The sequence below is a fragment of the Saccharothrix sp. S26 genome (assembly GCF_021390395.1).
Classification (GTDB): Bacteria; Actinomycetota; Actinomycetes; order Mycobacteriales; family Pseudonocardiaceae; genus Actinosynnema.
Genome location: NZ_JAJUWT010000006.1, coordinates 168019 through 186602 on the forward strand (window position 1 = coordinate 168019; position 18584 = coordinate 186602).

The window sequence follows — 18584 nt, forward strand, 5'->3', positions numbered from 1 at the left end:
GAACCGATCACCCGGCCAGGAAGAGGGGAGGACTCTTGTTACGCCGATCAATGTCCGCAGTGGTGGTAGTCGCGCTGGCGGGGTCACTTGTCGTTCCGGCCGCCGCCGCCGATTTCCCCGCGGCCACCACGCCCATGATCACCTGGAACATGCAGGGGGGCAACAACCAGGCACAGAACGACAGCAAGTGGCACAACACGGTCCGGCGGCTGGCGCTCCAGGTGCCGATCCTGATGCTCCAGGAGGTCGGCCCGCACCCGCCCCTCAACAGCTTCGCGGAGCCCGACCAGACCTTCACCACGTACGACAGCCAGGGCAACCCGCGTCAGCACACCGTGCTGCACCGCACCTGGGTCGTCGACACCGACCGCAACGAAGGCCCCATGACCCGTCAGGTCTACTTCCTGCCAACCGACGACGACGCGACCAACCCGCGCCGGATCGGCGGCCGGGTCAACATCGCGCTCGTCCTGACCGAGGTGCCCGACGAGCTGATCGTCGTCGGCAACCCGGTCGACGCCGGCCGGAACGCGCTCGGCGTGCGGTTCGGTGACGAGTGGTACTTCACCATGCACGGCCTGACCAACGGCGGCGGTGACTCGGGACCGCTGCTGGACGCCATCGACGACCAGGTCGCGGCCCTCGGGACCCACTACAACGCGACGGTCGGTGGCGACTTCAACGTGGACCCACTGGTCCTCGGACGCCGGATCAACTTCCCGCCGAACCTGCGGATCCACAACGCGCGTCACCCGACCCACCAGAACGGTGGTGAGCTGGACTACTTCGTCACCACCCACTTCTTCGACCAACCGCTGACGGCCACGGTCCGGCCCGAGGGCGACTCCGACCACCGGCCGGTCCAGGCGGGCCAGCTCCGGGCGGCCGGCCCCACCCCGTCGATCGACGAGCTCCGGGTGATGCCGACCGGTGACGGGATCACGGCCGGTAGGCACACCGTCGACGGCATGAGCTTCCGGGACTACATGCACCGCATCGTGCAAGGCCTGACCACCGCCGCGGTGGTCGGTGGCTCGGCGGCCCTCCTCGTCAAGCGCACGGATTTCGTCGGTGCGCTGAACGACGGCGGGCAGGGCGACCCCGACCACATGGGGTTCGACGGCAAGGGCATCGACGACATCAAGGCCGAGTCGATCCCCGCGCTGCGGACACTGCGGCCGAACCTGATGACCCTGGTCGCGGGCACGGTCGACCTGGCAGGCGGTGCCGACGGCACGACGACGGCCGGGAAGATGCGGAGCTTCCTGGACGCGATCCACCAGACCTCGCCGACGACCACGGTCCTGCTCGGGACCCTGCCGCCGTCGACGAACCCGACGTACCAGACCCGGATCGACGCCTACAACAGCGCGCTCCGCACGATCGCCGACGCCAAGATCAGGGACGGCGCGCGGCTGGTGCTGGTCGAGCTGGGCTCGGTCACCCCGGAGGACATCACCCACGAGGTCTACCCGACCGACGCCGGTCACCGGAAGATCGCGGAGGCCTTCGCCGAAGGCGTGCGGATCGCGGTCCTGCAGCGCTTGATCAGCGGCCGCTCGTACGTCTGGGAGCCGATCGGCACGATCCTCCAGGCCGCCGCGACCGGCTCGAAGATCGGGTTCCCCGACCTGGACGGCGACGGCAAGGCCGACTACGCGGTGGTTGGGGCGGACGGCGGGGTCACCGGCTGGCGCAACCACGACCCGCGCCAGGACGCGGTACCGCTGGGCGACATCAGCCCAGCCGACCGCGGGAACGACCCGACGCGGGTCTACTTCGCCGATCTGGACGGTGACGGCAAGGACGACTACGTCCGGATCCTGTCGGCGGCCGACTCGCCGACCGGCATCCCCGCGATGCGGATGTCGCGGAACACCAGCAGCGGCGGCCGGGTCAGCTGGGGCAGCGCGACGATCGTCGCGAACGACCTCACCTACTGGCCGGAGCTGTACTTCTCCGACCTCGACGGCGACGGCCGCGACGACCTGATCACGCTGAACCGGCTGCTGTTCCCGAGCGCCTGGCGCAACGAGGGCGAGGAATTGCCCACTCCGGGCGGCTGGGGCAAGGTCGAGGGTTTCGCCACCCCGGGCCAGTCGCCCGGTGCGCAGGTCGCCTTCCCCGACATCACCGGCGACGGGAAGGCCGACACGGTCCGGGTCGAGTACGTCACCGGTGAGGTCCGGGCCTGGCAGAACACCGGCGCTCCGTGGAGCGTCAGCGAGGGCTGGAAGTCGCTGGGCGTGATCCGCGCCGACGATCCGTTCCAGGGCACCATCGGGGCTTTCGCCGACCTGAACGGCGACGGAATCGAGGACTTCGCCCTGACCCGCTCGGGTACGACGGCGAACACCGCCGAAGAGGCGGCCGTGGCGAGCGATGCCGGCGACACCGAGGGCTGGCTGGTGCCGAGCTACGGCGAGGACAGCCGCAGCGACGGCGGCGCCGGTGATCTCGGCGTCAACGGTGGAGTCGGTGACCCGATGGAGTCGCACCCCGGTGGCGACGACGGCGGATCGCGGCCGGCTGCGTCCGGCGACTGCCGGCCGGAGGGTCTGGCGCCCACGCCGGGCGTGGCGACGCCGTACTGCAAGGTCTACCAGGGTGACGGCCGGGAATGGCTCGGCCAGGGCAGGAACCGCCGGGTCGTCGGCTACTTCAACGGTGGCCGCACGGGCGCCGACGGCACGCCGCACTACCTGGTGAAGAACATCTCGTGGTCGAAGGTGACCCACCTCAACTACGCGTTCGCGACGGTGGAGAACAACCAGATTCAGGTCGACTCGAACGCCACCCGGATGGAGTGGCCCGGCGAGGTCGGCGCCGAGATGGACCCCTCTCTGCCCTACAAGGGGCACCTCAACCTGCTGACGAAGTACAAACGCCTGCACCCGCGGGTGAAGACGCTGATCTCGGTCGGTGGCTGGGCCGGTTCCGGTGGCTTCTACGCGATGACCACCAACGCCGACGGCTCGGTCAACCGGAGCGGGATCGACACGTTCTCGAGCTCGGTCGTGAACTTCCTGCGCACCTACGGGTTCGACGGTGTCGACATCGACTTCGAGTACCCCACGGTCCTCGAGAACACCGGCAACCCGAACGACTGGGCGGTGTCGAACCCGCGCCGCAAGGGTCTGCCCACGGCGTACACCGCGTTGATGAAGGCGCTGCGCGACTCGCTGAACCGGGCTTCGGTCGCGGACGACAAGTACTACCTGCTCACCTCGGCGTCGTCGGCCTCCGGCTACCTGGTGCGCGGGATGGCCAACCAGACCGCGCTGGACCACCAGGACTTCACCAACCTGATGGCCTACGACTACCACGGCACCTGGAACAATGTCGTGGGTCCGAACGCGGCGCTGTTCGACGACGGCAAGGATCCGGAACTGGCCGATCAGTACGCCACTCCAGAGTACGGGGGCATCGGGTACTTCAACACCAATTGGGCGATGAAGTACATGCGTGGCGCGATGCAGGCCGGACGCGTCAACCTCGGAGTGCCTTACTACACGCGCGGCTGGCGGAACGTCACCGGCGGTACCAACGGTCTGTGGGGCACCTCGCAGAAGCCGAGCGGCTGCGAGCCGGGCACGGGCGTCGTGCGGCCGTGCGGTGACGGTGCCGTCGGCATCGACAACATCTGGCACGACAAGACCGCCAACGGCGCCGAACTCGGCTCCGGGACGAACCCGCTGTGGCACACCAAGAACCTGGAGAAGAACATCACGCCGATCTACACCCGCAGAGTCGGGCTGACGCCGGACACCGACCTCACCGACCGGCGCACGGGCCACTACACCAGGTACTGGGACGACACCACGAAGACGTCGTGGCTGTGGAACGACCAGAAGAAGGTGTTCCTGTCGACCGAGGACGAGCAGGGCATCGACGCCGTCGCCGAGCTGGTCCGGTCGACCGGTGCGGGCGGCGTGATGATGTGGGAGCTCGGCGGCGACTACTCCTGCCCGGTGGACGTCCAACCGGACCTCCCGTGCGGGATGGGGTACACGCTGACCACCCGGCTGAACGAAAAGCTGGGCAACATCGGTGCCTATGACAACAGTCTGCGCACCGGCAGCGTGGGGGTCGCGCCGACGGTGACCGCCAACCTCAGCGTCGAGATGGTCAACTACCCGACCGCCACGGCGAACCTGTGGCCGTTGCAGCCGACCGTCCGGATCACCAACAACACCGGGCGCACACTGGGCGGTGGTAAGGACACGAAGCTGTCGTTCGACATCCCGGCCTCGACGTCACCGCTGGTCAAGGACGCCAACTGGCAGACCGGTGCCCAAGGCGGCCAGTGGAAGCTGACGCCCGGCACGACGTTCCACCGGGTCAGCATGACGCTGGAGTACTGCCAGATCATCCCGGCCGGGAAGTCGTTCGACTTGCCGATCATCTACTTCCTCCCGATCACCGGTCCGGTGAACACGAGTCTGTCGATCGGCGGCACGGCGTACGCCCCGGTGACCGACAACCTGAAGGGCCTCGGCACGGCGACCCCGCCGGCGGGTGGCTGCAGTGCCGGGAACTGGGACGCGACCAAGATCTACTCCCCCGCCACCCAGCCGGTCGAGCAGACCACGGTCAAGTACAACGGCAAGGTCTGGAAGGCCAAGTGGGAGACGAGGGGCAGTGCCCCGGGCACCGGGGTCGACGCCGACCACGAGCCCTGGAAGCTGATCGGCGACGCCGGCTGACCGTCCCCTGCCACCGGCGTCGGCCGTCCCGTGCCGTCAGGTCACGTCGTCGAACTCCCGTCCCAGACGGATCACCTCGTCCAGCGCCGCACGCAGGTGCGCCGGCGTGGTGCGCCGGTTGCAGCCGACGCACCTCAACGTCTGCAACCGGGCACCGCGCCGCAGCACACCGGGGTCGCGCAGCCCGACCCGGTGGAAGTACCACTCGCCCCGCTCCAGCCGCGCGCGGTGCACGTGCTCGTTGGCCCGGTCGAACGCCTCCGGGTCGCGGCGACCGCGGGGCAGGTAGCCGAACGCCACCGCCGTCAGGTCCGGCTCGTGGAACCGCACCAGGTGTGGTGAGGCGTCCACGAGGTCGGTGAAGCACCGGGTCAGCTCCAGGCGCCGGTCCAGCAGCGCGGCCAACCCGTCCCGGCCGTGGGCCTTCACCATCGCCCACAGCATCAGCGAGGACCAGCCCCGGCTGCCCAGGAACGGCGTGGCCTGGCCCAGGTCGAAGGGTGTGCCGCTCGAAAAGTCATCGCCACTGCCACAGCCAGCCCCCGATCAGGCACCCCTCACCCACCTCGACATCCGTCGACGGCAACGGCTGGGCGGCATCCTCAACGAGTACCACCACGCAGCCTGACCAGCACGGACGACATTTTCGGCAAGCACACGGCTGCCGGACCTATCTTCTGAGCGGGTTGGTTATCTGCGGGATCTGTGGGCGGCGGATGGACTCGAACTGGGTTCACGGGCGGGCGAGCTATCGGTGCCGGCATGGCAGAAGCAGCGCCCAGGCGCCCGATCCTGCTTCCGAAAAGATCTTGTACTGGCGCGAGGACGTGCTGCTGCGCTGGCTTGCCACCGCCCTGGGGTCGGCCGAACGCGGCGCGATCGAACCCGAGAGCATCCCCGGCCTATTGCGGGAGTCCGGTCGGAACGTCGTCTGCAACAGGGCTACCGCGGAGCTGGGCTCGATCCCACCTGGAGGCGGTCCCTGATGGCGAGGACGGCTGCGGCGCGTGCCCACTCGGTGAACTCGAACGGTTGGATGTCGACGACCACGGGGGCGGCGGTGGGGTGCAGGTTCGCGGTGATTGCGGCGTCCATCTCGGCTCGGGCCAACTCGGCCACGGCGACGCCCTCACCGGTGATCACGATCTTCTCGGGGTCGAAGGTGTTGGCGACGGTCGCCACGAGGATGCCGAGCGCGTGGGCGGTGTCGCGGAAGGCCCGGATGCCGCAGCCGTTCAGACAAGCACAGGCGGCTCGGGCTGCTCCGATCGGGCGTATATCCGGAGTTCCTTGTCATCGTGGCGAAGGCGCCTCGTCACCTCGGCGTCCAACCCCGTTCCGATGTCGAGGACCGCGCCATGTCGGTGTCCGCCCTGTCCCGTCCGACCACGCTTGCCGAGTGGATCGCCGCCACGGTCCCGCCGGGCATCCCGGCCATGGACGCCGCTCCGGTCGGGAGTCTGCGGTTTCTGTTCTACGGCCGGGCTTCCACTCGTGAGCACCAGGACCCGCGCACGTCGCGGGCGTGGCAGCTGGATGTCTCGCGCAGGCTCACCTGTGGGCACGGTGTGATCGTGGGGGAGTACTTCGAGGTCGGGTGTTCCCGGCAGGTGCCGTGGCATCTGCGGCTTCGGGCGGCGGCGATGCTGCGCTACATCGCGGCCAACGCCGACCAGGTCGACGCGGTGGTGGTCGGAGAGTACGAGCGCGCCTTCCTCGACAGGGCTCAGGTGCGCGAGCTGCGTGCGGTGTTGGAGCTGTACGGGGTGCAGTTGTGGCTGCCGGAGGCCGAGGGGCCGGTGGACTTCGACAATCCCGCCCATGAAGCGTTGCTGTCGCTGCTGGCGAAGCGTTCCCTCACGGAGGTGCTGCGTTCCCGGCACCGGGTCGTCACCGCGATGCGGATGCAGACCGTCGAGCAGGGACGTTACCTCGGCGGCAGGCCGCCCTACGGCTACCGTCTCGTAGACGCTGGACCGCATCCGAATCGGGCGTTGGCGCGGCGCGGGGTTCGGCAGCAGCGGCTCGTGCCCGACCCGACCACAGCACCCACCGTGAAGCTGATCTTCTCCTTACGTCTGGCCGGGCACAGTGCCGCGGGCATCGCCCGATACCTCAACGAGCAAGCCGTGCTCAGCCCGTCGAGCGCGGACGCGCAGCGCAACCGGAGACACGTCGATCCGGGTTGGTCGTTGCGTACGGTGGTGGAGATCCTGGGTAATCCGCGCTACACCGGTCGTCAGGTGTGGAATCGCACGAGCGCCGATCGCGCCACCCGCTCGCCGAGCGGGCGTCGGACCAGTGTCCGCAACGAGCAGCACGCGTGGGCGATCTCGACCCGCATCGCCCACACCCCGCTGGTGTCCGAGCAGGACTTCGTCACCGCCCAGACCATCCAGGCCACAAGGAACAGCACCCGCCATGCCGACGCCGATGGCGGGGAGTGCGCCTACTTGTTGGCGGGCAGGCTCCAGTGCGGGTTGTGCGGGCGGAAGATGGACTCCCATCGTTCCCACGGCCGTGCCGCCTACCGTTGCCGTCACGGCCACACCAGCGCCCGTACCCGACCGGAGGGGGCGCCGGGCAACCTCTATTTGCGCGAGGATCACCTGCTCGGCCGCATCGCCGCGTATCTCACCGCCGCGGGCATCGCCGACAACCCGGGCCCGGAGCACACCGCACGGCTGATCGACGAACTCGGACTCGTCTTCCGCTGCGACGCTACCGGGGTTGCTCTGCTCGACCATGGCACCAGTGGGGGAGCGCGCACATCACGCAGGCGCCTGGCACCGCAGCCGGAGACAGGAGATCGTGGCAAGGCAGGCGAACAACTCCTGCTGACCTTGAGGCGTGCGACGGCTTCGGCGGCGGATAAGCCCGACGTGCCTGCGGGCCAGGTCGATCCACGAGCTCACAGAAGTCGTCCCACGCGCCAGCCACTCCGGGGACCGATTCGCACGGCAGTGCCGCAGCGCCGGCACCGGCAGACCGGGTTCCACGTCGCCCTCCGCGCCACCCGTTCGCGGAACGCATCCCGAGCCGGAGGAGCTGAATACCCGCCGCCGGGCGAGCACGGCGGTGACCGCGGTCGACAGGTCGTGGGACGAGCCGGACGCCGCCCACTGCTCCTGCCCTCGCACCGGCAGACATCCTACGAGCAGCGACCATCAGGTAGGGTCGAAGTAGGGTCAGGAAACACAAAGCCCCACGAGACTCCCAGATGACCTGGAATTATCTCGCGGGGCAAATTATGTGTCCGAGAGGTTTGCCCGAACACGCGCCTGTGGGGAATTTCCCACTCAGGCTTTCGCTCAGTGGAAACCGCGATCCTTGTAGCGGTCACTCATGGTGACCTCGGTCAGGCTGGTGTCCGAGTGTCAGTTTGGTCGGAGACGGTCGCTTCGCGTGGATCTGATTGAGGATTCCCGTTCTCGGTGGAAGGTGCGGTTACCGAAGTCGATGACCTGGAGGATGGATAGGTGCTTTTGCTGCTTGCGGACGCGTAATTTTGAGGAGAAAAGGTGTGGTGTGGGCGCTCAACTCATCATTGAGTCGTTGTGCCTGGTCTTGTAGTATCTCCATGATGTTCGGCGGGGTTCTTCTTGCGTCGGCTTTTCGGTAGTCCTGTGCGGTCCACTGGTCCACTGAGTATTGGCCGACGAGGTAAATTCCCGCGTCGGTGTTCGCCTCCGGTAGATAACGGCGGACGAGTTGCGTCTCTTGTGACGTGGTGAGATCGGTGTTCCAGGTTGGTTTGACTTCGACGACGACAGTGAATTGTCCACCTGTCTGGTGTCCGTCGGAGGCGGGTGCTGTGGTTTGCACCAGGATGTCGGTGCGGTCACCAGAGCCGTAGGCGTTGCGTGGGTGGATCAGAACTTCGCGGTTGATGACTATTCCGCGGCCGTGAAGCCGGGTTCTGAGTTCGTGGGTGAGGTAGGCGGACAGGGCAGCTTCGAACTTGGGTGCCCAGGTTTCCGGTGTGGTGCCGCGGTTCTTGCGTGTGCGGGTCGGGGTGTGGTTCCACAGCAGTTCGCTGTGGTCTGGTAGTTCCTTGGCGATGTCGGCGAGGGTGTCGAGCAGGAGCTTGGCCAGTTCGGTGTTGGAGCGGACCAATCTGCGACTGGGGTCGTTGAGTATCTCGGTGATGTTGTCGACCGTGCTGCTGTCGGTCCATCGGGTGGCTTGGACGCGGCGTCGGGCGTTGACGAGGGCGCTGGTGACTTCGAGGTCGTCGGGGTGTTCCTGGGCGAGGTGGCGAAGTTGATCGACGGAGGCGCTTGTGGCCCGCTGGCCGAGGGTGCGCACGCACTCCATGCGCCAGGAGCGGATCTCGTCGCGGGGTGTGATCCGGCCCGGTTCGTGGCGTTCGGTGTCGGTGGCGGGCGGGAACAGGGTGGTGAGCCAGCGGTGGTTGTCGGCGAGTTGTTCCTCGTCGAGGCGGCTGAGGATGACTTCCCGGATGTGTCGGGAGGCGCAGGCCAGTGCGAGTTCGCGACCGAAGTCTTCGTCCGTGCGGGCTGCGGTGGCGGTGGGGTGCCAGAACCGGCTCGGGTCGTGGTGTAGCAGGATGCAGCCTGCTTGCACCGCGAGGCTGCGTTGGGCGGTGCCCGCTCGGGCGTGGGTGAGGGTGTCGGTGGCGATTGTGATCGCCGTGGGGTCCTCTGCGGCTACCAGGGGTGCCAGGAGTTCGGCCCAGGTGCCGATCGCGGCGGCGCGGGTTTCCGGCGTCTTATCCAGGTCGATGTCGGGCCAAGCCGTGTCTGCTGGTGTTGTGTCGAACGCGGAGGAGATTTGGTCGATCAGTGTGATCATGGTGTCGGCGATGTGGGGTGAGTAGTCCGCGTCGAAGTGCCCAAGCTCCAGGGGGCGCTCGCCTCGTGCGAGGTCGTTGTGCACGAGGTTTCGCAGGAGGGTGGCGACCAGGGTGGGGATGCGGCGGGTGGCGGTGCGCAGCAGGTGTCGTCTGCGGTCGCGGCCTTCTCCGCTGTCGGCTGAGGTGTAGGGACTCAGCAGTGCGCCCGCCCATGCTTCCCAGTGGGCGTCGGTGATGCGGTCGAGCTGGCCGAGGTGGTGCAGCAGGGTGATTGCCAGGCAGCCTGCCCATGCCGGGTAGTGGATCTTTCCTTGGCCGAGCCAGCCGCCCCGGTGGTCGTGTCCGCGGTCCAGGTAGGACAGGGCTGCGGTGGCAAGCTCTGTTTCGGCGTCATCGCCTAGGACACCGACTCCGACGAATGTCCTCAGGTCGTCGGACTTCGGGTAGACCTGCTGGCCGGTGAAGGGGTCGAACTGGAGGTTCCAGGCCAGTGCCCAGAACGCGTTGGGGTCGTCGCCCAGGGCCAGGCGTAGTCGATCACGCTGTGCCTCGATGAACTGCTGCGACTCGTCCCACTGTCTGGGGTGGTCGTGGCGGGCAGCGTTGCGTAGGCCCTGGGCCAAGTCGCTGTCGAGGGGGACGCCGTCGTAGACCCAGCGGATGTGTTCCCAGACGGGGTTGTCCTGGTGGTTGTAGGCAAGGGTGAAGACGTCCGGGTTGAAGCCGTTGAACAGGTAGGACGTAAGTCTTCCCATTGCCGCGGCCAGGGCGTCTTGTCCGGACTTGTGTGCTTGATCGGCTTGGTCGAGCGCCCAGGCGAAGTCGGCGCTGTCCAGCAGTCCGGCGCGTTCGGCTTCGCGCAGCCCGTCCGGCGGCGGGTACTGGCCAATCACCCTTCGAGCGGTCTCCCAGCCGTGGGCGATGACCCACACGTCGGCTTTGCGCCGTCCGGCATCGTCGGTGACGGCCTGCTGCACCAGGCGGCTGGCCAGGTCTCGACGCAGGGCTGTGACAGCTTCCGGCTCGACACCGTTGGCGTCGACCAGGTCGAGCGGTGCCGGAATCGAAGGGTGCTCGTACTCGCGTAGCTGAGACCACAGCAGCGCGGCGACCAGGTCGAGATGTTCGCGCGCGACGGGTGAGCCGAGGATCCGGTTGACGATGGAGGGCAGCAGCTTCGACGGGAGTTGACCGATCGGCTCGTCGTCCAGCAGCATCGTGTCGCTGTCGTCGTGATCAACGGACATGACCGGTCCGACAGGAAAAGCGGGGGCGGCCTGACCGGCGCGCACACGGGCCCACCGCAGCAGGGCGTCGAAGTCCTCGGGGCGCACGTCGTTGGCCATCTCAGACAGGAAGAGCTGGTACTCGCCGTACCAGGACCGCTCTGGCGGGTGCACGTGCCGCAGCATCTCGTGCAACGACAGATGGCCAGGCCACAGCAACCGGAGGAGCGTGCCCTCCAGCGCCTCCATCTCGATGGACGGCGTGGTGTCGGCAGGCAGGTGAAGGCTGTGCAGCAGGGCGCGCAGGCGGGGCGCGGCGATGTCGGGTGCGGCCTCCATGGCCGTCACGGCGGCGTGGCGGCGCTCATCGACGCCCCACCCGTCATGCTCGGCGATGGCCAGCAGCGGCTCGGCCAGTTCGGCGACGGCCGCGTCGCGCGCCAACCGCACGGCCAGGCGCACACGCGCCCGCTCCGACCACTCCAAAGAGGGTGTGGCCGCTGCCGATTCGAGCGTTGGTCTGAGCTGCTCGGCCAGACCGGGGTGGGCGACTTGCCAGCGGCCGGGCATCCAACCGGTTTCGCTGAGCTCCACCTCGCCCGCATGGGCGAGCAGGCGGTCGACCACCAGCGCCCGGATCGGCTCGGAGTCGACGATGACGCTGTGCGCGACCAGGCTCTCCGCGTCGGCCGCGGCCAGCCACTCGGTGTTGGCCGGGTCGAGGGTGACCAGCCACGCCGCGGCCTCACGTAACGGCACCGGAATGCTGGCGGTGTCACGGTCCGGCGCGTCGACGAGGAACAGGTTGACCAGTTGGTGTCGGGGCAACTTCCGGTCGTGGACGTAGCGGGCGGCGAGGTAGGCGCCCAACGACGAGTGCCGGAACCCCAGGCGGTCCTGCCCGTGCGCGGTGAACAACGCCGTGCCCAGCGTCTCCTTGACCGCGGCCTGGCTGACGTCGAACACGCCGCTGGTCGTCCGCTCCTGATCACCGGCCAGGCTCCCGGCCACCAAGTCGGTCTCCTCCCGGGCGTCCAGACCGCCGCCCATCCAGATGCTGCGACGTCCCGACAGCAACAGCCGGGCGGCGATGCGCCCGGCGACAGCCAAGCGCTGATCGACACTGAACTGCTCGGAGTTGCGATAGCGGTCCGGCTCGTCGGCCAACAGCCGCGTGCCCTGGGCGAACAAGGCCGACGGGCCGCCGGTCAGCCGGCCTTCGCGGTTGTGGATCCGCACCAGCAGCTCCAGCGTCAGCGGAACGCTGGCCAGCGCCCCCGCCCCCACCGCGACGGCGGCTTGCACCAGCGCCTGCCCGTCGTCGTGCACGGTGCTCGCCAACTTGACAGCCTGCGCTCGCGTCAGCGGCGCCAGGTCCGCGAGGACGTGGTTGTCCACGTGACGGTTCAGTACGTCGGTCAGGGCCACTGGATAATCAGCGGTGCGGCAGGCGATGAGTAGCCGGACCACGCCTCGCTGTACGCGCTTGAAGGCACGGTCCAGCGTGCCGGGCAACCGTTCCCGCATGGGGCTTTCGTCGAGCTGGTCGATGACCAGGGTCAACCGGGGGTGGTTCAGCTCGCCAGCCGGCTTTCCGGACGAGGCCAGTTCCTTGACATGGGTACCGATGAGTTCGTCGAAGGTGGCGTCCACCAGATCGCCGCCATCGACCCACAGCACCGCGTGGGAGTCGTCGTCTGCCTGGTCGGTGATGTCGGTCAACCCGCTGACCAGTCGGCGGAACGCCGAGCTCTTGCCCACACCCGGTTCGCCCAGCAACACCAGCGCCCCACCGCTGGAGGCTTCCTCCGGCGTGAGCAACCCATCGGGCACGGCTGCGCCAGCGGTACGCCACCATCGGGTGGAGACGTCGAGAAATCCCTCGGCATCGAGGTCGAAGGGTGTGTCGCCGTCCCACCCGCGACGGACTCGGCACAGCCTGTCGACTTGCTCGGGGAAGAAGGGCGCTCTGCTCATCTGTCCATCATCGTTCAGCGCTTCGTAGTCCTGTGGCTTCGCGGCTATGGACGACGTCGTGTCGCTGCGACAGCAGCGACACGGACCTCTTCTGGACCTGCCTGCTGGTCGCGCTTTCGTCGAGGCACGGTGCGGCCCGGACGGAGCATGGCGTTCCACTTGACCGCATCCGGCCAAGTGCAGGAGCGCCTACCCGCGTGCCACTTCACGTCTGGCAGCGGCGGCATCCACTCACAAGCCACTACTTTCACTCGGTCAACGGCACTGCCGTCCACCTCCGCGGTTTAGTCCACAGTGCAGATATTCGCGCCTGGACGAGCACATCGACGTCCTCGTCCTGCAAGACCCGTATATACCAATCTCCTATTAGTGAGTAACCATCACTGATGGCGTACTCTTCGTTGTTTGCGAGATCGTACGAAATGCTGTTCATCTGCTGGTCTGTGATGATCCCGCCGAGGGTGTCTTCGGAACCGTCTCCTCGGTAGCCGTTTCCTCGCTGGTAACCTTCACTGTCGGATAGCCATTCGACGTAGCAATCTCCAAACTCTAAATCTCCTGCGTAGGTCAAGCTGAACCTACTTGTGGTGAATCGGTCGCGTTCTGCGCGCCGATTGTGGTGGAATCCCCACCAGTGCTGCGACTCTACGCCGGTTACCGCTTCGGCGGTTTCGAAAATCTGCTTCATGTCGGACACGAGGATGTCATATGCGTCAGGTATGCTAAACCTTTGAGCGGATTGTCCGAATCTTACGGAGAATACCCTGTTCGGTAGGTCTAAATCGATTCTCGGGTTCCGCTTCGCCGATAGGGACGTATGATCGTTATTAAGGTGGAAGCGGATCGCTGATGGGGTTTTTCCGAGCGCATGCTCAACCCATGCTTCATGTTCTGACTTGGATTGTCGAAGCCGGGCGGTTGTGTAGTGACGAGGCTGGTCGTCGACTTTTTTGTGATCGACCTTGCACAATAGGATGAAGTTGTCGTACCGGTCGACCATGTCGGGGGTGCACTCGCCGTAGCGGGGCCCTCCGGGCGACCGCGCGGCGATGTGAGCCTCGTCACCCACGATCGCTTCCTCGTCTAGCATGGTCCGATCCGCGACCAGGACGCGCCGACATAGCGCACAGCGGTTGCCCGAGCGCGCCCACAGGATCTTACGATCTTTGTCACTGATGCCCACCGGATCATGATGGCGGATCACGCTGGCTGTTGGGCGGGCACCCCACGGCTAACTGACCTGGTGGCGCGTCTCGGAGGGTGGACCCGGTATCGATCGGTTGAGGTGACTCGCCGAGTTGATTCCGCATGTTGAGTGCGAGAGGCGGCCGAGGCTTGTCGCCGAGCAGTGCTCGTAAGAACGCCGCCATCGCGGCCTGCATCTACTTGTGCGATGCCTGAGCCCAATCCGGGACCGGCTTCGTCACCGACTTGTAATCTCAACCGTGAGCACTTGCCCGACCGAGATTGTGTGACACGCCGCCGGTTGGATGGCGCTACCGCTGTGGTGTCCGTTTCCTCAGCAGGGGGGTTCCGGCTTTGATGAGTGTGGCGTGTTCCTCGCTGCGCCGTGGATGCTCGACGAGCAACTGTCCCAGTGAGGTGTCGTCGGCGACCCTACGAAAGGGAAGTTCCGACGCACTGTTGGCCTTGCGCCAGCTCGGGTCGTGCACACTGGCAACAGGCTTAGTGGTAACCGGTTGCCGTGTACTGGCGCGTTCCGACAACGAGGCAGCCGCTCGTTGACCAACGCCGCCTCGTTCTTGAACGTCACGAGCAATTCCGCGCACGTGGCGGCGTCGCCGATGCTGCCAATCCGGTCCCGTACCGGGCGTTGGCGGCGATGAAAGCGCAGGCCGAGTTGGGCCGGTAACTGGGTGGGCGTCCGCCGTACGGGTACATGCTGGCCGAAGCCGGTGTACTGACGTGAGGATCACCTGCTGGAACGGGTAGCGCTGGCGGCGATATGCGATCGACTCAGGTCGGGAAGGGCCTCGGATGTGGTCGTGGCACCGCTGGCGAAAGACGTCGTGGTGGTTTGCGGCCCGCGGTGACGTCGAGATCCGTGATGACGGCAGGTCCGGCCTGCGTTCCAGTGGTGGAATGCATGGCGGTCGCTGAGGGTTCGGGGATCACGCGGGCTGACTGACTTGAGGACGCCCGGCGTCCCGTCATGCGGTTGGCGTCGCCTCCGCAGGGAAGGACATCACTGCCGGCAGCATGGGGTGATGCTGGAGCGAACCGTTGACGGGGTCATCGGATTGACACCGAAGCAGCGTGGTGCGGTGGCGGGATGTGCTCGGGGCTGGTTGCGGCGCCGCGGTCACATGTCGATGGTGCCGGGGCGCCATCCCCGTACGGTACGGGTGATCGCACGGCAGTGGTGGACCATCCTCGAGGACAGCCGCCTGACTTCCAATCTGCTGCGTCTGGAGACGGCCGTTGCCGCGATCGTCGAGGCAGCGGCCTCCCCGGTCGTGAGTGACGTAGGACGTCGTGTCTTCGTCGCGTTGGACCAAGTGGTCGACGCCTGTCGTGTGGTGGCGGCGATGTTCAACGTGGTGGGCTGGTTCGCTCCGCCCGAGCACTTGGCGGGTATGGCGGCGGTATTGGACCGGATGGAAGAGGTGATGTACGGGTTCGCCCGCGATGCCGTGGACGCGGCCGTGGAGGGGTTGCCGGAACAGCGTTGGCATGAGGTGTTGAGTTACACCGCGACGCGGGACGCGCTGATCGACGAGTTGAGGTCGGTGGCCGCCCGCATGCCGGAGGTGCAGGAGCCGCTGCTGGAGACGGTGTTGGGGTTGCCCGGTTCGGTGATCGACGCCGGTGACGGTCTGACCTTCGCGGCCAGGGTGTCGGCTGCCTGGGCGCGGCAATCCGACGTCCTCGACGATCGTCTGCGGGAGACGTTGCCGCACCTGCTGGATCCGTCGATGCCACTGATGTCGGAGGTCCGGCTGCACCTGACCGGGCTGCTGTTGCGGGAATACCCGTGGCGGGCCCATGTCGCTGCGGTGGCGGCTCGTGATCTCGTCCTGGCCGCGCTGGCCACCGACGCCGACCGCTGTCTGGACGTGATCACCGAGTCCGTTGAGCGGCAGAACCAGATGTACTTCACTCATACTCGGATCAGCAAAGCGGTCGCGGCGGTGAAGGCGGCGCGGTACCCGGAGGAGGCCGCTGATCCGGCGGCCAACATCTACCTGGCAATGGCGGAGGGTGATGTCCGGCGTGCGGCGGTGACGGTGTTGACGCTGCTCGGGGAGGACGTGCCCGACAAGGCCACGCTGCACCCGCTGCGCACCCGGCTGGCCGCCCATCGCGACAGCATGGCGTGCGCGGTGCTCCTGTGGTGCATCGACACCCACCTGCGTAACGCCATCGCCCACTCCCACATGGAATGGGATGCCGAACACCAGTGCATGGTGCTCGACGGTCGGGCGGTATCACCTCACGACTTGATGCGCATGACCCTGCAGGCGTACGGCACCTGCACCGGGCTGCACGCCGGGATTTCGGTAGCGCTCAACCAGGCGGGCAACCCCCACCACCACCGACCGCCGCCCACCGACCCCTCGGTATGGGACGGCCGCCTGCTCGACATCCTCGGCTCGCACGGCATCGAAGCGACCCGGGCGCGTAGGCAAGGCCGCACCATCCACATCCAGGTACCCCACGTGACGGCTGCCACTTTGCGCGACCACTTGGTGGGTGTGTACCACGCCGACCAGATCGTGCCGCACGTCGACGACTGGATCCTCGCCCCACACGACCGGCCTGACCTGCTGCTTGATGCCGCCACCCTCGCCACCGCCCGCAGCCTGACCGAGCCCGACCACGGCGACAGCCCATCGGCGCACGTGTACGCCATCGAGCCGGTCCTGTACGCGGGTGCCCTGTTCAACCACGGGCTCGCACCCGACAGGATCGTCAGGTCGGTGATCGGGTTGGCCTCGTCCCAGGCGGTCGGCGAGCGAAATCGACTACTGCCGCAGTGGTCGTCCGAGCCTGCGGCCGTGGCTGAGTTGACCTCGGCGTTACGACACCTTGCCCGCGGCGTCGTGGCTGCTGCCTCTCTGTTGCCGGAGTCGGTTCGGGACCACCTAGACGGCTTCGCCGCCATGCTCACGGCCCGCTGCGAACGGCTAGGTGCCGTTCACCTCGAGCAGGAGGCCAGGGAGGCCTCCATCCAGCTCGACTGGGCACTGCGATCGAATACTCCGATCGAAATCCCGTGGAGGCAGGAAGCACCTGCACCGCAGTAGGCACGGAAGAAGCGCCGGTGGAGAACCTCTACGACCCTCTCGGCCCATCAACGAGATGGGCATGCGCTGACTGTCGCGTACCCGAAATTGACGATTCAAGGTAGGGGTAGGGTTGATTTCTCGGGCGTGCGGTCCATCGGTATCGGGCACCGCTGCGGGCGGGGATGTGGTGACCAGAAGTGGTTACCTGGGTGTGGGGCTCCGGTGTCGGCGGGAGTCGCGAGTACGGGTGCACGGTCAACCTTTTGCGTCCCCTCACCTCGTCGAGGTAGCTCAGGCGGTACAGCTCGTCGAGGGATGTGCACCGGGCTTCACGGACCGCCCGGCGCCGCGGCGGCCTGGGCGCGCTGCCGCCGGACATCCCGGAGACGCGCGACGCGGGTGCCTGCGGCCGGCTGGATGGCTAGCCTTTACGCGTGGCAGGTGACGAGCGCGAGGACGAACAGCGGGAAGACCCTTCGGAGGACGACGGCCTTGAGTTGACGCCGAAGCAACAGGAGACGCTCCGGAAGTCGATGGAACAAGTGCGGCGCTCTCTGGGCCCGCGGATCGGCTTCACGCTTCCGTCCATGTCGCAGTTCATCCCCGACTCGGTGCTGAAGAACATGACGACGCTGTCGGCGTTCACCGAGACGCAGCAGGCAATCGTCGGCAACGCCATCAAGCCGTTCCTCGACTCGCAGGCCGCGTGGCGGAAGCAGTTCTCCGTCATCAACAGCGACATCTTCCGGACCACTGGGCTACAGCAGTCCAACCTCAACCGCATCGCCTCGCAGTTGACCAGGAACATCGACTTCGGCCTCGGCGGCACGCTCGCCGAGGTCGCGTCACGGTTCGCCGCGCAACAGGCATCCTGGCTGAAGGCCATAGGACCGTCGCTTGCCAACCTCAAGTGGACGTTCTATCCACCGAACCTGCAGGACATCGAAGGTCTGAGGTTGGAGCAGGTGGAAGAGGTCGTCATGGTCGACGGCATACCGCTCTACGGGGTGCCGCGCGCCTCTACGGCAGAGGCACTGATCCGCGCCGACAGCGCGAGCAAACGTAGGGGTATTCTCGGACGACGCTGGAGGACCATCTCAGCGGACTGCCGCGAGGTGGTCACAGCCTGCACGACGACGGCCGTCGCCCCGTACGTCCGCTTCGCCGTGGCCGCGCTCGACGCCCTCGATGCCGGCCACACGGAGGCTGCGCAGGCACTCGCCGGTTCGCTCATTGACGCCGTCCTCAGCGCCTACTTCAAGAAGGACCGATACAAGTTCACGCCCGACCGGAAGGGCAGGCGCACGAAGGACGCCTACGACGAGTTCACGGTCCGTCAGTTCATCGCGTTCGCTCCCATGTGGCAGACGTACCAGCAGTTCTTCGTCGAGGACGGAGACGTCGTGCCGAACACCTTCAGTCGCAACGCGACGGCCCACACCGTGAGCCCTCGCCAGTACAGCCGTCGCAACGCGGTGCAGGCATCGATGCTCGCCTGTTCACTGTTGTGCCGTCTCGACGAAGAGGCCGCAACCCGGAATGCCGCCTGAGGTCAGGCACCCGAGGACCGGCACCGCACCGGAAGTGACCCCCTTGCCCGCCGTGCGTC

General features: G+C 67.0%; 9 protein-coding genes. 5 read left to right on the plus strand and 4 right to left on the minus strand.

All coding sequences use genetic code 11. The features are described from left to right. Positions 1 to 50: 50 nt before the first annotated feature. Complete coding sequence (locus LZG04_RS11345) at positions 51 to 4706, plus strand: glycosyl hydrolase family 18 protein (RefSeq protein WP_233815791.1); 4656 nt, start codon at positions 51 to 53, stop codon at positions 4704 to 4706. Between the two features lie 36 nt (positions 4707 to 4742). On the opposite strand, the gene LZG04_RS11350 is transcribed toward LZG04_RS11345, so the two are convergent. After that, positions 4743 to 5138, minus strand: a complete 396-nt coding sequence (locus LZG04_RS11350) for a hypothetical protein (RefSeq protein ID WP_233815792.1) — start codon at positions 5136 to 5138, stop codon at positions 4743 to 4745. A gap of 68 nt (positions 5139 to 5206) precedes the next feature. Between LZG04_RS11350 and LZG04_RS42440 the strand changes: the two genes are divergently transcribed. Next, entirely contained in the window at positions 5207 to 5692 is a 486-nt protein-coding gene (locus LZG04_RS42440) for a zinc ribbon domain-containing protein (RefSeq protein ID WP_308199044.1), read from the plus strand. Here LZG04_RS42440 and LZG04_RS11360 read toward each other — a convergent pair. Continuing rightward, positions 5649 to 5888: a hypothetical protein gene (locus LZG04_RS11360; RefSeq protein ID WP_233815794.1), complete on the minus strand. Its 240-nt coding sequence runs from the start codon at positions 5886 to 5888 to the stop codon at positions 5649 to 5651. The genes LZG04_RS42440 and LZG04_RS11360 overlap by 44 nt on opposite strands. A gap of 176 nt (positions 5889 to 6064) precedes the next feature. Between LZG04_RS11360 and LZG04_RS11365 the strand changes: the two genes are divergently transcribed. Beyond that, the gene (locus tag LZG04_RS11365) at positions 6065 to 7930 is read left to right on the plus strand and encodes a recombinase family protein (protein WP_233815795.1); all 1866 of its coding nucleotides are present in this window, start codon (positions 6065 to 6067) and stop codon (positions 7928 to 7930) included. Between the two features lie 223 nt (positions 7931 to 8153). On the opposite strand, the gene LZG04_RS11370 is transcribed toward LZG04_RS11365, so the two are convergent. Continuing rightward, positions 8154 to 12725 carry an NACHT domain-containing NTPase gene (locus tag LZG04_RS11370; RefSeq protein ID WP_233815796.1) on the minus strand — a complete coding sequence of 1524 codons (4572 nt, stop codon included), beginning with the start codon at positions 12723 to 12725 and terminating at the stop codon, positions 8154 to 8156. Positions 12726 to 12972: 247 nt separating this feature from the next. Continuing rightward, on the minus strand, positions 12973 to 13908 hold the full coding sequence (locus tag LZG04_RS11375; protein ID WP_233815797.1) for an HNH endonuclease: 936 nt from the start codon (positions 13906 to 13908) through the stop codon (positions 12973 to 12975). A 1045-nt stretch (positions 13909 to 14953) separates the two neighbouring features. On the opposite strand from LZG04_RS11375, the gene LZG04_RS11380 reads away from it, so the two are divergent. Both LZG04_RS11380 and LZG04_RS11385 read left to right on the plus strand, forming a co-directional pair. Further along, positions 14954 to 16993, plus strand: coding sequence for a hypothetical protein (locus LZG04_RS11380; protein WP_233815798.1), 2040 nt, complete (start codon positions 14954 to 14956; stop codon positions 16991 to 16993). A gap of 416 nt (positions 16994 to 17409) precedes the next feature. After that, the gene (locus tag LZG04_RS11385) at positions 17410 to 18525 is read left to right on the plus strand and encodes a hypothetical protein (protein WP_233815799.1); all 1116 of its coding nucleotides are present in this window, start codon (positions 17410 to 17412) and stop codon (positions 18523 to 18525) included. The last annotated feature ends 59 nt before the right edge of the window (positions 18526 to 18584 follow it).

Excerpts from the sequence above, each read along its gene's own strand:
- LZG04_RS11345 (WP_233815791.1), top strand. The coding sequence starts at position 51 with ATGTCCGCAGTGGTGGTAGTCGCGCTGGCGGGGTCACTTGTCGTTCCG.
- LZG04_RS11350 (WP_233815792.1), bottom strand. The coding sequence starts at position 5,138 with ATGGTGAAGGCCCACGGCCGGGACGGGTTGGCCGCGCTGCTGGACCGG.
- LZG04_RS11365 (WP_233815795.1), top strand. The coding sequence starts at position 6,065 with ATGTCGGTGTCCGCCCTGTCCCGTCCGACCACGCTTGCCGAGTGGATC.
- LZG04_RS11370 (WP_233815796.1), bottom strand. The coding sequence starts at position 12,725 with ATGAGCAGAGCGCCCTTCTTCCCCGAGCAAGTCGACAGGCTGTGCCGA.
- LZG04_RS11380 (WP_233815798.1), top strand. The coding sequence starts at position 14,954 with ATGCTGGAGCGAACCGTTGACGGGGTCATCGGATTGACACCGAAGCAG.